Annotated in this window: 14 protein-coding genes; 9 read left to right on the plus strand and 5 right to left on the minus strand. The window is 66.3% G+C overall.

Annotation, left to right across the window (positions count from 1 at the left end):
• Positions 1-165: 165 nt before the first annotated feature.
• Entirely contained in the window at positions 166-1,134 is a 969-nt protein-coding gene (locus AC3A3Q_RS03825) for a helix-turn-helix transcriptional regulator (protein ID WP_487584972.1), read from the minus strand.
• Between the two features lie 201 nt (positions 1,135-1,335).
• On the opposite strand from AC3A3Q_RS03825, the gene AC3A3Q_RS03830 reads away from it, so the two are divergent.
• The 6 genes from AC3A3Q_RS03830 to AC3A3Q_RS03855 all read left to right on the plus strand — a co-directional run bounded on the left by AC3A3Q_RS03830 (position 1,336) and on the right by AC3A3Q_RS03855 (position 7,662).
• Positions 1,336-1,935: a hypothetical protein gene (locus tag AC3A3Q_RS03830; RefSeq protein ID WP_487584973.1), complete on the plus strand. Its 600-nt coding sequence runs from the start codon at positions 1,336-1,338 to the stop codon at positions 1,933-1,935.
• 68 nt (positions 1,936-2,003) lie between these two features.
• Positions 2,004-4,859 (plus strand): molybdopterin oxidoreductase family protein, encoded by a 2,856-nt coding sequence (locus tag AC3A3Q_RS03835; protein ID WP_487584974.1) that lies wholly within the window; start codon positions 2,004-2,006, stop codon positions 4,857-4,859.
• Complete coding sequence (locus AC3A3Q_RS03840) at positions 4,856-5,092, plus strand: hypothetical protein (protein ID WP_487584975.1); 237 nt, start codon at positions 4,856-4,858, stop codon at positions 5,090-5,092. The genes AC3A3Q_RS03835 and AC3A3Q_RS03840 overlap by 4 nt, the downstream gene beginning before the upstream one ends.
• A complete protein-coding gene (locus AC3A3Q_RS03845; protein WP_487584976.1) occupies positions 5,089-5,865 on the plus strand; it encodes a 4Fe-4S dicluster domain-containing protein in 777 nt (258 codons plus the stop codon). Before AC3A3Q_RS03840 ends, AC3A3Q_RS03845 begins: the two co-directional genes overlap by 4 nt.
• 23 nt (positions 5,866-5,888) lie before the next feature.
• Positions 5,889-6,911 (plus strand): dimethyl sulfoxide reductase anchor subunit family protein, encoded by a 1,023-nt coding sequence (locus AC3A3Q_RS03850; protein WP_487584977.1) that lies wholly within the window; start codon positions 5,889-5,891, stop codon positions 6,909-6,911.
• A gap of 97 nt (positions 6,912-7,008) precedes the next feature.
• Positions 7,009-7,662: a DUF481 domain-containing protein gene (locus AC3A3Q_RS03855; protein ID WP_487584978.1), complete on the plus strand. Its 654-nt coding sequence runs from the start codon at positions 7,009-7,011 to the stop codon at positions 7,660-7,662.
• Between the two features lie 4 nt (positions 7,663-7,666).
• Here the strand turns inward: AC3A3Q_RS03855 and hemC are convergent, their stop codons facing one another.
• Positions 7,667-8,581: a hydroxymethylbilane synthase gene (hemC, locus tag AC3A3Q_RS03860; RefSeq protein WP_487584979.1), complete on the minus strand. Its 915-nt coding sequence runs from the start codon at positions 8,579-8,581 to the stop codon at positions 7,667-7,669.
• Positions 8,582-8,679: 98 nt separating this feature from the next.
• Positions 8,680-9,138 carry a VOC family protein gene (locus AC3A3Q_RS03865; protein WP_487584980.1) on the minus strand — a complete coding sequence of 153 codons (459 nt, stop codon included), beginning with the start codon at positions 9,136-9,138 and terminating at the stop codon, positions 8,680-8,682.
• A gap of 101 nt (positions 9,139-9,239) precedes the next feature.
• On the opposite strand from AC3A3Q_RS03865, the gene AC3A3Q_RS03870 reads away from it, so the two are divergent.
• Both AC3A3Q_RS03870 and AC3A3Q_RS03875 read left to right on the plus strand, forming a co-directional pair.
• On the plus strand, positions 9,240-10,181 hold the full coding sequence (locus AC3A3Q_RS03870) for a helix-turn-helix transcriptional regulator (RefSeq protein ID WP_487584981.1): 942 nt from the start codon (positions 9,240-9,242) through the stop codon (positions 10,179-10,181).
• A gap of 88 nt (positions 10,182-10,269) precedes the next feature.
• Positions 10,270-13,236: a TonB-dependent receptor domain-containing protein gene (locus AC3A3Q_RS03875; protein ID WP_487585489.1), complete on the plus strand. Its 2,967-nt coding sequence runs from the start codon at positions 10,270-10,272 to the stop codon at positions 13,234-13,236.
• Between the two features lie 496 nt (positions 13,237-13,732).
• Here AC3A3Q_RS03875 and AC3A3Q_RS03880 read toward each other — a convergent pair whose 3' ends face one another.
• Complete coding sequence (locus tag AC3A3Q_RS03880) at positions 13,733-14,470, minus strand: LytR/AlgR family response regulator transcription factor (protein ID WP_487584982.1); 738 nt, start codon at positions 14,468-14,470, stop codon at positions 13,733-13,735.
• Positions 14,471-14,569: 99 nt separating this feature from the next.
• Complete coding sequence (locus AC3A3Q_RS03885; RefSeq protein ID WP_487584983.1) at positions 14,570-15,268, minus strand: alpha/beta hydrolase; 699 nt, start codon at positions 15,266-15,268, stop codon at positions 14,570-14,572.
• Positions 15,269-15,373: 105 nt separating this feature from the next.
• Here AC3A3Q_RS03885 and AC3A3Q_RS03890 point away from each other — a divergent pair, with 105 nt between their 5' ends.
• Positions 15,374-15,757 (plus strand): hypothetical protein, encoded by a 384-nt coding sequence (locus AC3A3Q_RS03890; RefSeq protein ID WP_487584984.1) that lies wholly within the window; start codon positions 15,374-15,376, stop codon positions 15,755-15,757.
• Positions 15,758-15,810: the final 53 nt, after the last annotated feature.

The following is a 15,810-nucleotide window of genomic DNA, read 5'->3' on the forward strand; positions in this document are numbered from 1 at the left end:
GACTTTGCTCGTCATTCCCGCGAAGGCTGGAATCCATGGACGTTGAACGCGTGACGCCGAATCAACGACGCTGGGTCCCCGCCTGCGCGGGGATGACGGGTGGAGGGCTATTGCGGGAATGCGAGCTACGCCCATGGGTTCCCGCCTACGCGGGAACGACGGGCTTCAGCGGTCGTAGTTCGACAGCGCCAGCTGCAGCAGCGCCCGTGCCTGCTCGCGCAGCACCGGCGGTTCGACGATCTCGGCGTCGCTGCCGTAGTGCATCACGTCCATCAGCAGCTCGCGACCGGCGCTGTAAGGCACCTTGAGTTCGTAGCGGCCATCGGGCAGGTAGCGGCCCTGCTGCTGCGAGTGCCAATGCTCGTCGGCCACCCAGCGCGCGGCCTTGGGGCTGAAGAGGATCGTGGCCCAGCCCTTGGGCGTGCCGGAGAAGATGCCGTAGCTGGAGGCCAAGTGGCTGTCGAGCTGCTCGTCGGCGACGTCCTGGGCCGGCTGCTCGCCAAGCTTGGCCGCGCTGATGCGGTCGACGGCAAAGCTGCGCAGCGCTTCGCGGTTGTGGTCCCAGGCGTCGAGGTACCAGTTCTCGCGGTAATGGGTCAGGCGCTGCGGCGACACCAGCCGGCGGGTCTGCTCGTCGGTGGAACGTGCGCGATATTCGAAGCTCAGCTGCTTGCGATCGAGCACCGCGGTGGCGACGATCCGGAACGAGGTTTCATCGAGCTTGCGGGTGCGGTGCGGAATCACGCGCACGCGCTCGACCGGGACGCGACGGCCGCCGGCATGCTCGTCGAGCAGCTTCTCGATGCGGTGCTGCAACGGCGCCAGCGCATTGGACAGCACGCCGCCACCGCTGCGCACCAGCAGTTGCTGCGCGGCCAGCAGCGAATGCAGCTCTTCCGAGCTGAGCCACAGGCCCGGCAGTTCGAACCGCTCGCCTTCGCTGTGGTCGTAGCGGAAACCGGCTTCGCCGTTGCCGACCACCGGCGCCATCAGGTAATCGCGCAGGTAGGCCAGGTCGCGGTAGACCGTGGCACGCGAACACTCCAGGTCCTCCTGCAGACGCTGCACCGTGACCGGGTAGCGCGAAGCGCTGAGGATTCGGTGCAGGGAGTGGATGCGTTCGATGCGTTCCATTGGCTTGGCGGCAGGGAAACAGGTGCAAGGATCGCACTGCCGGCGCATCCGCCGCCAGCACGGACCGCGACAACCGGGCCTGCCGTCAAGGTCGGCGCCACCTCGCCATCGGCCGCTGGCGGGTGCGGGCGCCGGTTTACCTCGATAACCGTTGCTTAACCGCCTGCTGACCATACTGCCGCCGGAGCGACAGGGGGCCGAATGGATTCGACCGGGGTAAGGCGGCTGGAAGCCGCGCTGGCATTGATCATTACGGTAGTGGTGCATGCGGCCCTGGTCTGGGGGCTGTCGCGGGCGATGCGCCCGGTGCTGCCCCCGCCCGTCGACAAACCGCTGCAGATCGTCTGGGTGCCACGGCACGAGGCGCCGGCAAATGCCGTGGAGCCGTTCGCCCGTCCCGAACGGGTCGACAGCCCGGCGAAAGCGCACCGCACGCCTTCCCTGTCCGCGAAGGCGTCCGCGATCGTCACCAAAGAAACGCCGCAGTCGTCCCGCCCGATGTCCGCCGTCTACCTGATGCAGGCACGCGATCAGCTCGGTGCGGTTCCCGTCCAGGTCGCCGATCCATTGGCCGATCGCGTCGCCGCGCTGCCCGGCTCTGGCGCAGGTCGCTTCCGGATGAAGCCACCGCCGACCGGCGTTGCCGGGGTGGTCGCCAGTGTCGGCAAGCTGTTCGGCGCGGAGGATGCGGGTGCGCCGTGCCGCGAGAACCGCAGGAACATTGGCGAACTCGCCGCCGCCGGTGACAGTGCGGCATTGCAACAACAACTCGAATTCGAGAAGCGGCTGTGCCGCCCGTGATCAGGTGATGCCCGGCCACCTGCCATGAACGGTCGCTTTGCCTGCGGCGTCGCAGGCACAATGCCCGGATGCGCGCGCCCGTTGAGCCAGCCATCGATCTGTCACCCCGGACCGCCGACGAGGTCAGGACCACCACGTGCTACATGTGCGCGTGCCGTTGCGGCATCAAGGTTTGGCTGCGCGACGGACAGATCCGCTACATCCAGGGCAACCCGGAGCATCCGGTCAACCGCGGCGTGCTGTGCGCGAAGGGCTCGGCCGGGATCATGCAGCACTACTCGCCGGCGCGGCTGGACAAGCCGCTGCTGCGCGTGGGCGAGCGCGGCAGCGGCGAGTTCCGCGAGATCGAGTGGGAGGAGGCGCTGGACATCGCCAGCTCGTGGCTGGCGCCGATCCGCGCGCGCAATCCCGACGAGCTGGCGTTCTTTACCGGCCGCGACCAGTCGCAGGCGCTGACCGGCTGGTGGGCGCAGCAGTTCGGCACGGTCAACTACGCCGCGCACGGCGGATTCTGCTCGGTCAACATGGCCGCCGGCGGTCTGTACACGCTCGGTGGCAGCTTCTGGGAGTTCGGCGAACCCGACTGGGAGCACACGCGCTATCTGATGATGTGGGGCGTGGCCGAAGACCACGACTCCAATCCGATCAAGCTGGGACTGGGTCAGCTCAAGGGGCGTGGCGCCAAGATCGTCGCGGTCAATCCGGTGCGTTCGGGTTACGGCGCCATTGCCGACGAGTGGATCGGCATCCGCCCGGGCACCGATGGGTTGTTTGCATTCGCCCTCGCCCACGAACTGCTCAAGGCCGATCGCATCGACCTCGATTACCTGGTGCGCTACACCAATGCGCATTGGCTGGTGGTTCGCAATCCCGGTGGCGCAGACGACGGGCTGTTCGCGCGCAATGGCGGGGGCGATGCGCTGTGCTGGGATCGCCAGGCCGGCGCCGAAGCGAATGCCAACGATATCGACGTGTCGCCTGCCGTGGTCGGTGAGTTTGTCCTTGCCGACGGACGTCGTGCCGTTCCGGTCTTCCATCTGGTCGCCGAGCGTTACCTCGACCCGCAGTACTCGCCGGACGCGGTCAGCGAACGTTGCGGCATTCCCGCCGACACCATCCGCCGCATCGCCCGCGAACTGGCCGAAGCGGCGTTCGATCACGCCATCGAGCTGCCGATCGCCTGGACCGATGCCTGGGGCCGCGAGCACAAGACCATGCGCGGCAGGCCGGTGGCGATGCACGCCATGCGTGGCATCAGCGCGCACAGCAATGGATTCCACACCTGCCGCGCGCTGCACCTGCTGCAGCTGCTGCTCGGCGCGATCGATACGCCGGGCTCGTTCCGCTACCAGCCGCCGTTTCCCAAGCCGATACCGCCGCCGAACCGGCCCGGCAAGCGCCGCCAGGACAATGGCGTGCTCGATGCGGCACCGCTGGGTTTCGTGCACTCGCCCGAAGACCTGGTCGTCGATGCCGACGGGCAACCGCGCCGCATCGACCATGCGTTCTCCTGGGCCTACCCGCTGTCCGCGCACGGCATGATGCACACCGTCATCCGCAACGCCTGGGCGGGTGACCCGTACAAGATCGACACGCTGATGATGTTCATGGCCAACATGAGCTGGAACTCGGCGATGAACACCGCGCAGACGATGCAGTGGCTCACCGACAAGGACGAGTCGGGCGAGTACCGCATCCCGCGAATCATCTATGCCGATGCCTACGCATCGGAGATGGTCGCCTACGCCGACCTGGTGCTGCCCGACACGACCTACCTGGAGCGCTTCGACGCGATCAGCCTGCTCGACCGGCCGATTTCCGATGCCGACGGCGCCGCCGACGCGATCCGCCATCCGGTCCTCGATGCCGCCGAGCAGAGTCCCGGGCGCGACGTGCGCGGGTTCCAGTCGGTGCTGATCGATCTGGGTGCGCGCATCGGCCTGCCCGGCCTGGTCAACGAAGACGGTTCGGCGAAGTACCGCGATTACGCCGACTACATCACCCGCCACGAGCGGGCGCCGGGCGTCGGCCTGCTCGCCGGCTGGCGTGGCGCCGATGGCGAACTGGAAGCCAAGGGACCGCCGAACCCGGACCAGTTGCAGCGCTACATCGACAACGGCGGCTTCTGGCGCAGCGAGGTTCCCGAAGACGCGCGCTACTTCAAGATGGCCAACCGCGGTTACCTGGACTGGGCGCAGCGCATGGGTTTCCTCGGCCATGCCGAGCCGATCGTGTTGCAGCTGTATTCGGAGACGCTGCAGAAGTTCCGTCTGGCGGCGCAGGGGCATGGACCCTCGCAGCCGCCTGATGAGCATCGCGAGCGGGTGGCCACGTACTTTGATCCGTTGCCGATGTGGTTCGAGCCTTTCGAAGGCGCGCAGACTTCACGCGACGCGTTTCCGCTCAGCGCGGTCACCCAGCGGCCGATGTTCATGTACCACGCCTGGGGTTCGCAGAACGCCTGGCTGCGCCAGATCGCCGCGCGCAACTGGATGTACATGCATCCGGAAACCGGCGCGCGCCATGGCATCGGCGACGAGGACTGGATCGACGTGACCTCGCACAACGGCACGATCACCGTGCAGGCCAAGTTCGCCGCCAACGTCCAGCCCGACACGGTCTGGACCTGGAACGCGATCGGCAAGCGCCGCGGTGCCTGGCGCCTGGGCAAGGACGCGCCGGAAGGCCAGAAGGGCTTCCTGCTCAACCACCTGATTTCCGACATCACCCCGCGCGGCGACTACGCCAATGCCGACCCGGTGACCGGGCAGGCAGCCTGGTTCGACCTGCGCGTGCGCATCACCAAGGCGGCCGACACCGGCGTGAGCATGAGCGAACCGCAGTTCGCGCCGCTCGAACTCGGCCAGGCCGACGACAGACCGCTGCGCTACGGCGCCCAGTTCCGCAGGAAACGCTCCGAATGAAATCACAGGCTCCGATGAAAGCGTTGCGCCTGATCGCCGGCTGGGCCTGCATCCTGCTCAGCTTCGCGCTGGTGGTCCTGCTTGGCTTTGGCGCGTTTGAATTGCCGTTCATTGCCCCGACCGGATCGACTTCGCTGGTGCCAACGTTGATGGGGCTGCTGCCGAGCACGACGTTCTCGATCGCGCTGTTCGCCGTCGGCGTGTGGTTGCTGCTCAAGGACAACCAGCGATGACCGGTCTGCCACCGCCGTCGAAGAAGAAGATGGGCCTGGTGATCGACCTCGACACCTGCGTCGGCTGCCACGCCTGCGCGGTGAGCTGCAAGGAATGGAACGCCGGCGGCTTCGCCGCGCCGCTGACCGACGAGCAGCCCTACGGCAAGGACCCGACCGGGGTCTGGTTCAATCGCGTGCACAGCTATGAAGTGGCGGCGACCGAGCCCGGTTCCTGCGGCAGCGCCGCGCCGTTGCCGGCGATGACATTGCACTTCCCGCGTTCGTGCCTGCATTGCGAGCAGCCGGCCTGCGTGACGGTTTGCCCCACCGGCGCCAGCTTCAAGCGCGCCGAGGATGGCATCGTCCTGGTCGACGAGGACAAGTGCATCGGCTGCAAGTTGTGTTCGTGGGCGTGCCCGTACGGTGCGCGCGAGTACAGCCCGGTCGAAGGCGTGATGAAGAAATGCACACTGTGCATCGATCGGATCTACAACGAGAACCTCGAAGAGGCCGAGCGCCAGCCGGCCTGCGTGCAGGCCTGCCCGACCCGCGCCCGCCATTTCGGCGACCTCGGCGATCCGGAGTCGAAGGTGTCGAAGCTGGTGGCAGAGCGCGGCGGCCTGGACCTGCTGCCGCAGCTGGGCTACCAGCCGGTCAACAAGTACCTGCCGCCGCGGCCGCGTCGTGCCAGTGAATCGCAGCCGGCTGCGGCGGAGGCCCCGGCCGAAAAGCTCGACACGGCGGCGCTTTCGCCACTGCTGCGCTGGGTCGACCGCGTGCTGTCGCGCTGATGGCCGCCTGAAGCGAACTGAACATGCATCCTGCCTTTTCCGTCATCTTCTTCACCACGCTGTCCGGCGCCGGCTATGGCGTGCTCGCGCTGATCGGCGTGTTGCTGACGGGTGCGCCGCTGGGTCGCCTGGTCGACGGTGGCGAACTCGGGGCAAAGCAGCTGGTGCTGCTGGCAGCGTTGGCGGCTGTATTGCTGGTGCTGGCAATGGCCATGGTCACCATCGGCCTGCTCAGCTCGACGTTCCACCTCGGCAAGCCGATGCGTGCATGGCGGGCATTCTCGCAGTGGCGAACGTCCTGGCTGTCGCGCGAGGGCGTGCTTGCACTTGCGACGTACGTGCCGACGGTGGCATTACTTGCGTTGGCGCTTGCGGTGATGCTCGGCGACCAGGCAAGCCGGAATATCCTTGCAACGGTAGCACCGGCACTTGGCATCGCCGCCGCAGTGCTGGCCGCCCTGACGGTGGCCTGCACGGCGATGATCTATGCCTCGCTCGTGCCCATCCCGGCCTGGCGGCATGGCCTGGTGATGCCGGCATATCTGGGTTTCGCCCTGCAGGGCGGACTGGCGATAGTGACCGCGGCGATCGCGCTGATGAAGTGGCCGGCGATCCCGCAGGCGCCCGTTGAACAACTTCTCGGTGGATTGGCGTTGGCGTTGGGGCTGGTCAGCCTGGTCCTGGTGGCAATCAAGATCCGCTACTGGCGTGACATCGACGTCCTGGCGCTGCCCGCAACGCGCGGCGATGCGGTCGGGTTGCCCGGGCGCGATGTCAGCGTGTTCGAGCGGCCGCACAGCGAGCAGAACTACCTGACGCGCGAGATGGGCTTCGTCGTGGCGCGCAAGCATGCGCACAAGCTGCGCACCATCGCGCTGATCCTGTTCGGCCTGGTGCCGGTCATCGCGGCAGTGCTGGTGTGGGCATTCCCCGCTGCCGCCGCGGTGGCGATGCCGCTGGCGGCGCTGTCCGTGCTGCTCGGCGCCTTCGTCGAACGCTGGCTGTTCTTTGCCCAGGCCCGGCACATGGTCACGCTCTATTACTGAACGAATTCAGCAGTTTGCGAGGTTCAGGGTGGACCTGTAACCGGTTTCACTGCATCATTCGGTCCCTCCACCACTGCCGCGACCGACCATGCTTGGTGTGCTCGGACTCGCCCTGCTGGGCGGCTCCATCCTCACCCTGCCCTCGCCAGCCTTGAATGGCGACCCGACGCTGATCGCCATTGCGAGCGATCCGGCGCAGATGCGGCTGTACTGTTTTTCCACGCGATGTGGCGACGAGGAGTGGCAGGTGGCGACGTCGTCGTCGACCCCGACCGTTCCCGCCACGGCCGCTCGCGCGAAGTCGGTCCGACTTCCCGGCAGCCAGCGCTACGCGCAGCTCAGTGCGCCGGCGACGCCGCGCGAAAGCCGCAGCAACTACTCCAATGATTTCCGCATCGGCACGCGTTATGGCGTGCAGGCGATGCGCGATGGCCCGACGCAGCTTGGCCTGACCCTCGGTGCCGGTTACCGGCTGGCGCCGCTGTACGACGACGGCATCAACCAGGCCGGTCCGGTGCTGCGTGGCGAGCTGAACTTCGGACAGAAGATCGGCGAACGCGCGGTGTGGACGCAGCGCGTGCAGTTCGAGAGCGGACGCGGTGAGGCCTTCGTCAAGCAGTCGCTGAGCCTGGATGTGGCGCTGTGGCCGAACTGGTCGCTTGAGAGCGACTTCGCGATCCGCCACGACACGCAGAACGGCGGTGGCAGTGAGACCGCCGAGAGCAAGCTGGAGTTGCGACGCCGGTTCTGAGGCCTCAGCTTGCCGCGATGAAGTCGCCGGCACCCTGCGCCAGCAGCATCTGCGCGACTTCCAGTCCGAGGCATTCCGGAGCATCTCCACGACCTTGCGCTTGCGCGCGCACGACGCGGCCGTCGGCGGCCGAACCGACCAGGCCGGCCAAGTAGAGATGCTCGCCATCCAGCTGCGCATAGGCCGCCACCGGCACATGGCAGCTGCCATGCAGGGCGCGGTTCATCGCCCGCTCTGCCTCGGCGCACGCGCGCGTGCCGCTGTCGTCGAGCAGCGCGCACAACTCGCGCGTGGCGACGTCATCGTCGCGGCACTCGATCGCCACCGCGCCCTGTGCCGGTGCCGGCAACCATTGCGGTGCCTGCAGGCGCGAGCGGATGCGGTCGTCGAAGCCCAATCGCTCCAGGCCTGCGCAGGCCAGCACGATCGCGTCGTACTCGCCGTTGTCGAGTTTGGACAGGCGCGTATTGACGTTGCCGCGCAGGTCGAGCAACTGCAGGTCGGGCCGCAGCGCGCGCAGTTGCGCCTGGCGCCGCAGCGATGACGTGCCCACGCGCGCGCCCTGCGGCAGCGCGGCGATGTCGGCGAAGTGGTTGCTGACGAAGGCATCGGCGTAGTCGGCGCGAGCCAGGATCGCCGGAAGGGCGAAGCCCGGTTCCAGCTCCATCGGCACGTCCTTGAGCGAATGCACGGCGCAGTCGGCCTCGCCACGCAGCATCGCCAGCTCCAGTTCCTTCAGGAACAGTCCCTTGCCACCGATTGCCGCCAGCGAACGGTCCAGCACTTCGTCGCCGCGCGTGCTCATTGGCACCAGGGTCACGGCCAGGCCCGGGTGGGCGGCGCGGAGGCGGTCGGCGACGTGCTCGCTCTGCCACAGGGCAAGCGGGCTTTTGCGGGTGGCGATGCGGAGCGTGGTCATGGCGCCATTATCGCCGGGAAACGGGGCCGGTGGCGCCGAAGGAATGAATCGTGCCGGGCCGCAAAGCGACTCCGGCCTGGATCATTTGCCAGGCCGCGTCATCTGACGCTGGCCGCATCGAAGTGGGGATTTTCGATGATGCCGAAGCGGTTGCCGAACGGATCTGCTACCGCACCGACCTTGATGCCGCCACCGACGTCCGTGACCGGGTCGATCGACGTGGCGCCGAGCTCGATCAGCCTGGCGTGTTCCTGCGATGCGTCCGCCACGCCCCAAAGGGCCTGCGGGCCGGCAACGCCGGGTTCACCATCGGGGATCAGGCCAAGCTCAAAACCTCCGACGTTGAAGCCAACGTAGAACGGCTCGTCGAAGTAGGGTTGCTGGCCAAGGACCTGCGCGTACCAGAGCTTTGCAGCGGCCAGGTCGGGGGTCGGGTAGATCGTGGTTCGCAGGCCAAGAATCATCTGAATTCTCTCAATGAATGACGGGATGCCAACGAGCGGCCAGACGCCGGAGTTTAGCCCAGCCGCGCAGCGGTCTGCCTTGAACTGGACCACCGGCGGGGTTCGACCACAGCCACCGAACATGGGACTTGTCTTATGTACTTCCTCCATGAGCCGCGGCAGTTTACGAACTGTGTCGTACACCGGTCGGATACATGCAACGAAAGAACTGGGCGGATCGTGAGCAACTGCTGCAGCTGGGTGGCGCCAAGCGCGAGTGCGCGAGGTTCTTTGGCGCATCGCGCATGGGCAGCATCGAGTTCCAATGCCAGGAGATGACCATCTGGCAACAGGTTCGAGGCGCATCCTGGCTTGAATCGAAAGAAGGGAGATTCCGCCTTCTCGCCGGCGACTGGATGATCCTGTCGAAGGACTCGATGCCTGTCCTGCAAGCGGGTCAACAGGGCATCTGCATCGGCCTGACGGTGAGCGAAGAGGCCATCAAGGCCATGGCGCACTTCTCCGACTTCGGCCTGCACGTCGGCCGCGGACGAATGTCTGCGCAAGAGGCCGGGGCGTTCGCCCGATTGTGGCGTCGGGCCGCCCGCCGCGCGGGCGAATGCGACGGCCCGCTCCGGGTCGACCCGACATTGCGGTCGATGCTTGCGCGCCTGGAGTCGCTTCAGAGCGATCAGCGCGAGGCGCTGCTGCTGTGTCCGGGCAGCGCGCTCGCGCGAAAGCGCCAGGTATTCGATCGCATGCAGCGCGCACATCTGTACCTGGAAGGCAACTGCCATCGCATCGTCCGCATCACCGAACTGGCCGAGCGGACGCAGTTCTCTTCCTGGTACTTCTCCAAGGTCTTCGTCAAGCTGTATCGCAGGACGCCGCAGGAAGCCGCATCCTCGTTTCGCCTGGAGCATGCAGCCGCATTGCTGACATCAACGCCGATGACCATCAGCGAAGTCGGCATGGCGAGCGGCTTCGACAACAACTGCAGCTTTGCCAGAAGCTTCCGCGCCCGCTTCGGCATGACGGCAACCGAGTACCGGAACAGTCCGAACCGGTTTGAACACACTACGCAAACCTGCGGAACGTCACGTGCAAGCCACGTAGCCGCTGACCGCACGCATCATCAACACAGCGCAGCAGGATGATTCTTCTCTCTCCGTCATAAGGTTTAGCGGCGTTTAACGCCTCAATAACACTTATCTGGAGAGAGATATGAATCACATCAGTCTGCGCATGGCGATGCGCGTCGGCATGCTGCCGGCAGGCATCGCGATCGCCTTGTCGCCCGGGTTTGCCGGCGCTCAGGAAAGCAGTGGCAAGGAAGCCACGACGCTGGACAAGATCGAGGTCACTGGCTCGCGAATCAAGCATGCGGATATCGAAACATCCCAGCCAATCTTCTCACTGAGCCGGGAGGACATCAGCTCGCAGGGTCTGACGTCGATCGGCGATGTCATCCAGAACCTGACCGCGGGCGGCTCGACCCTCAACTCCACCTACAACAATGGCGGCAACGGCGAGACGCGCGTCAGCCTGCGCAACCTCGGCTCCAACCGCACCCTGGTACTGGTGAATGGCAAGCGCTGGGTCGGCGGCACTGGCCTGGGTGGGGCTGTCGACCTCAACACCATTCCCACTGCAGCGGTGGAGCGCATCGAAGTACTGAAGGATGGCGCATCCACGATCTACGGCTCTGACGCGATCGCAGGCGTCGTCAACGTGATCCTGCGCCACGACTTCGATGGCGCCGAAGCCAACGCCTATCTCGGCCAGTTCGACAAGGGTGACGGCAACAAGCAGTCCTACGATTTCACGATCGGCAGCACCGGGGACCGCTTCTCGGCCATGCTCGGCTTCGGTTACGTGAAGGAAGACCCGGTCCTCGCCGGTGACCGTTACATATCCAAAGAGCCTACCTACACCACCGGCAACTTCTACGGCAGCGGCACCAGCCCGGACGGGCGTTTCGCCCTGTGCCCTGGCGGATACAACTCTGCCAAGGGCGCATGCAACGGCGCCCAGACCAACTTCAACGGCGGTGCTGGCACCTTCACGTACGACGGCGCCGGTTCCGCTCCGCGTCCTTACGTGGTCGGCCAGGATGCCTACAACTTCGCGCCCGAGAACTACCTGCTGACACCGCAGGAACGACGCTCGGTCTTCGGCAACGCATCGGTTGCCATTACCGACGATGTCAGCTTCAAGACCACGGTCACCTACAACCAGCGCGAATCGGCGGAATTGCTGGCCGCGATGCCGGTGACGCTGGGCACGGCGCCTACCGTCCCGGCGAAGCAGGCGCAGGTCTTCATCAGCAAGGACAACCTCTACAACCCGTTCGGCGCCGACGTTTCGCGCGTCCAACGCCGCACCAACGAGACCGGTGGGCGCCAGTTCCACCGCGACGTCCGCACGTTCGCCATGGACGCAGCGTTCGATGGTGTCCTGCACGCCGGCGAGAGGAGCTTCGACTGGGAGGCGGGTTACTTCTATGGCGAGAACAAGGCCAACAACACGACCGAAGGTCTGTTCAACCTGACCGCACTCGGCCAGGCACTCGGGCCGTCGTTCCGCGATGCCGAGGGTGTTGCGCGCTGCGGCACCGCCGCGCTGCCCATTCCGGGATGCGTGCCGCTGAACTTCCTCGGCGGCGCCGGCAGCATCACGCCGGAGATGCTGGAGTTCTCGACCTTCACCGCGCACGACGAATTCAAGTACACCCAGAAGAGCTACTACGCCAACATTGGTGGCGAATTGTTCGATCTGCCGGCCGGCGCGTTTGGCTTCTCGCTGGGTGCTGAGCATCGCGAGGAGTCCGGTTACGACTCTCCGGACGCGCTGATCAACTCGGGCAACACGACCGGAAACGCGCGCCGGGCCACCAACGGTGGCTACGATCTCGATGAAGCCTATCTCGAGCTGTCGGTGCCGGTGCTGGCCGACCTGCCGTTCGCCAAGCTCCTGGATTTCTCGCTGGCCACGCGCTATTCGGACTACAGCAACTTTGGCGACACGCTTAACAGCAAGTTTGGCTTCCGCTGGAAGCCCATCGACGACCTGCTGGTCCGCGGCAACTGGTCGCAGGGCTTCCGCGCACCTTCGATCGATGAGCTGTTCGCCGGCCAGGCGGACTCCTTCCCGAGCCTGAGCGATCCGTGCAACAGCACCAGCTTCCCGGTGCAGAGCACGGTCGCAAAGAAGACCTGCGTGGCACAAGGCGTGCCTGCTGGAGGCTATGTTCAGGATGGCAACCAGATCCGCACGACCGTAGGCGGCAATACCAAGCTGAAACCGGAAACGTCGGAGTCGACCACGTTCGGATTCGTTTACAGCCCGGATCAGGTCCAGGGCCTGGATATCTCGCTTGACTGGTGGAAGATCAAGATCGAGGACGCGATCACGACCATCGGCGCTGAAGACATCATCCAGCAGTGCTTGAACTCCGGCGGTGTCGGTCCGACCTGCCGCCTGTACACCCGCCAGCCCAGCGGCGAAATCTCCACCCTGCTCGACACCAATGTAAACATCGGCGGCACGCGAGTGGAGGGCTACGACCTGACGCTGGGCTACCGCCTGCCGGAGACCAGCTTTGGCAAGCTCAGCTTGGCCTGGGACACCACATACCTGGCTCAGTATGAGGACGACCTGGATGGCGATGGCATCTACGGCGAAGACGAGCAGCGGCAGCCGGCGATAGGCCAGCCGATCAACCACGACGAAGGCGGGAACAGGGTCGGCGAGTACAAAGACCGGAACAACCAGTGGCGCATCCGCTCCAATCTGGCGACGCGCTGGCAGAAGGGCGACTTCGGGGCCACTTGGAATGTCCGCTACTTCTCGTCGCAGGACGAGGTGTGCGATCCGCAGTTCGAGGCCGACGGATTTGGTTACCTGTGCACCGAGAGCAACCGCTACATCGGTATTCCGACCGACGCCAACAACAACGGGGTGTGGGACGGTGTTGCGGGCGGCGACAGCGTCGATCCGAGGAAGGAGTCGACGCACCACATCGGCGCCACGACCTACCACGACGCCAGCGTCTACTGGAATTCGCCGTCGAACGCCACGGTCACGCTCGGCATGAATAACCTGTTCGACAAGAACCCGCCGATCGCGCTGAGTGCGTTCGCCAACTCGTTCGATCCGCAGTACGAGGTGCCGGGCCGCTTCTTCTACATGCGCTACTCGCAGAAGTTCTGATCTCCTCGGTGTGTGAATGCACCTTACGGCCCCGCAAGGGGCCGTTTTTTTGGTTCTGTCTTCGACCGTCATCCCGGCGAACGCCGGGATGCATTTGCTTTTTCTCTGACGTCGAAAGCAACGTCACTGGGTCCCCGCCTTCGCGGGGATGACGGGGTGGGAGCAACGTCCATGGATTCCCGCCTTCGCGGGAATGACGGACAGGAGCCGTAGACCGGGCAATGAATTACCGGAGCGTCGTCCGCCGGGTCGGGGATTGCGCAGCAGTGGGCCATGGATGGCCCACGCCCCGCATTCGGACAGGATGTTCGACTAAGGGGCGGAGCAATCCCCGGCCCGGCGGACGACGCCACCCCGCAGCCTGACGCAACCATCCCGCAGATGATGCCGGACGTCCGGATCTGCCGGCTTCCCGCACTTGGACGAAGGACTTTTTTTCAGGCGACTTCGCGAACCCGATGCCGCCACGTCCCCTGCGGGAGCTTCGCGCCCGGCGCTAGAGGTGCTTGAGCGTTTCCTTCAGCCCCGCCACGCAGCGGCGGCTGACTTCCAGCGGCTGCTTGCCATGGCGCAGCACCGCCTGCACGTGGCCGTCGGCGGCACGGCGCAGTTCGACGATCTCGTGGCGAGCGACCAGGCAATTGCGGTGGATGCGGACGAAGCGCTCGCCGAACTCGTCTTCGAGCGACTTCAGCGACTCCTCGATCAGGTCCTCGCCGCGGGCGTGATGCACGACGACGTACTTCTCCTCGGCCTGCAGGTAGTGCACGTCCTCGATCGGGATCAGGCGCAGGCTGCCGCGCAGTCGCGCGCACAGGTGGCTGCGGCGCTGCCCGGCGCCGGGACCGGCGGAAGTGGTGGAGCGCTCGCGCCCGGCGGCGAAGGTGCGCACGCGCTCGAGCGCGGCGGCCAGGCGTTCGGCGCGCACCGGCTTGACCAGGTAGTCGATTGCCTCGGCTTCGAAGGCGGACAGCGCATGCGCGTCGTAAGCGGTGCAGAACACCACGGCCGGGCGCGGTTCAAACGCGGCCAGGTGGCGCGCGGCTTCGAGTCCGTCGATGCCCGGCATCGCGATGTCCAGCAGCACCAGGTCGGGATGGTGTTCGGCGCAGGCGTGCAGCGCGTGCTGGCCGTCGGCCGCCTCGGCGACGACCTCGACACCGCGCTGCTCGGCCAATAGTCCCCGCAAGCGCTCGCGCGCCAGCGGTTCGTCGTCGGCGATCACTATCCTCATTGGCGCCTCTACCCGTTGGGCATTGCCTCGGGCTGATGGTAGCCCCCGGCAGCGCCCGCTACCAATCGGTCAGGCGGATTTGATCGACAAGGATGCGACTCAGGCCGCAAATCGCTTGGCCAGCCAGTCGCCCAGGGCCTGGATTTCCTCGGCGCAGACCTGGTGGGCCATCGGGTAGTCGTGCCATTCCAGCGCGAAACCCAGGTCCTTCATGGTCGCCGCGCCCATCTGGCCGACCACCGCCGGCACCACCGGATCGAACTGGCCGTGGGCCATGAACACCGGCTGCGACAAGGCCGCCGGCTTGAGTTTCGTTGCCGCTTGGTGTGGTCCGAGCGGCAGGTAAGTCGACAGTCCGACGATGCCGGCCAGGGGCTGCTCGCGCCCCAGGGCCGAGGCCAGGGCGATCGCGCCGCCCTGGGAAAAGCCGATCAGGACGATGCGCTCGGGCGCGATCCCGCGCGCGACTTCGCGTGCGATCAGCGCTTCGACCTGCGCCACCGACTCGGCCACGCCGGCTTCGTCGGCACGCTTGCCGGCGGCCAGCGCGTCGAAGTCGAAGCTGACGATGTCGTACCAGGCGCGCATGCGCATGCCGTTGTTGATCGTCACCGCCCGCACCGGCGCGTGCGGGAACACGAAGCGAATGGCCGGCCAGTCGCGGCGCACCAGCTCGGGCACGATCGGGGCGAAGTCATGGCCGTCGGCTCCCAGCCCGTGCAGCCACAGCACGGTCCAGGTCGGCGAAGGGGCGGTTTCGTGCTCGACGGTCTCGAGCAGGGGGGCGTTGGAATCCATGCCGGCATTGTCGCCGCTGCGGCGCTGCCCTGCCATGCCTGCCGCCCCGGGCCGCCGCGCCAGCGAAATTGTGTATCGCCAGGGTCGGCGCGTACCCTTGCCGGCATGTCCGCGTCCTCCGCCCTCAACGCTGCCGTGCGCTTGCTGCTGCTCGGGCTGCTGCTGGTCAGCTTCACGCTGAAGCCGGCGCTGGCATTCGCCGAGGAAGTGCATGAGCTGGTCGAGCATGCGGCGGCCGGCAGTCACGGGCATGGCCATGAGTTCGGTGAGCATGCTGTGGACCACGCACCGGCACCCGACGACGGCCAGTCCGGCCACGACGACGACCACTGGCATCTGACCCATTGCTGCGGCCAGCAGGCAGCGATGCTGCCACGGATGCAGTTCGACCTTCCGACCGCCGTATCCGCCTCACCGGTGGCGACGCTGTCGGTCGCCTTCGCGCCGACGCGCCTGACCGCTCCGTTCCGTCCTCCGATCGCGGCGTGACCTGCCCGGCCCCTGTGCCGGCTGTCCGTCCCCTCTACTTCGGAGCTTCTCCC

Source organism: Lysobacter sp. Soil_C_59, from assembly GCF_057656415.1.

Coding starts and splice junctions, on each gene's coding strand:
- AC3A3Q_RS03825 (WP_487584972.1), bottom strand. CDS start 1,134: ATGGAACGCATCGAACGCATCCACTCCCTGCACCGAATCCTCAGCGCT.
- AC3A3Q_RS03830 (WP_487584973.1), top strand. CDS start 1,336: ATGGATTCGACCGGGGTAAGGCGGCTGGAAGCCGCGCTGGCATTGATC.
- AC3A3Q_RS03835 (WP_487584974.1), top strand. CDS start 2,004: ATGCGCGCGCCCGTTGAGCCAGCCATCGATCTGTCACCCCGGACCGCC.
- AC3A3Q_RS03840 (WP_487584975.1), top strand. CDS start 4,856: ATGAAATCACAGGCTCCGATGAAAGCGTTGCGCCTGATCGCCGGCTGG.
- AC3A3Q_RS03845 (WP_487584976.1), top strand. CDS start 5,089: ATGACCGGTCTGCCACCGCCGTCGAAGAAGAAGATGGGCCTGGTGATC.
- AC3A3Q_RS03850 (WP_487584977.1), top strand. CDS start 5,889: ATGCATCCTGCCTTTTCCGTCATCTTCTTCACCACGCTGTCCGGCGCC.
- hemC (WP_487584979.1), bottom strand. CDS start 8,581: ATGACCACGCTCCGCATCGCCACCCGCAAAAGCCCGCTTGCCCTGTGG.
- AC3A3Q_RS03870 (WP_487584981.1), top strand. CDS start 9,240: ATGCAACGAAAGAACTGGGCGGATCGTGAGCAACTGCTGCAGCTGGGT.
- AC3A3Q_RS03875 (WP_487585489.1), top strand. CDS start 10,270: ATGGCGATGCGCGTCGGCATGCTGCCGGCAGGCATCGCGATCGCCTTG.
- AC3A3Q_RS03880 (WP_487584982.1), bottom strand. CDS start 14,470: ATGAGGATAGTGATCGCCGACGACGAACCGCTGGCGCGCGAGCGCTTG.
- AC3A3Q_RS03885 (WP_487584983.1), bottom strand. CDS start 15,268: ATGGATTCCAACGCCCCCCTGCTCGAGACCGTCGAGCACGAAACCGCC.
- AC3A3Q_RS03890 (WP_487584984.1), top strand. CDS start 15,374: ATGTCCGCGTCCTCCGCCCTCAACGCTGCCGTGCGCTTGCTGCTGCTC.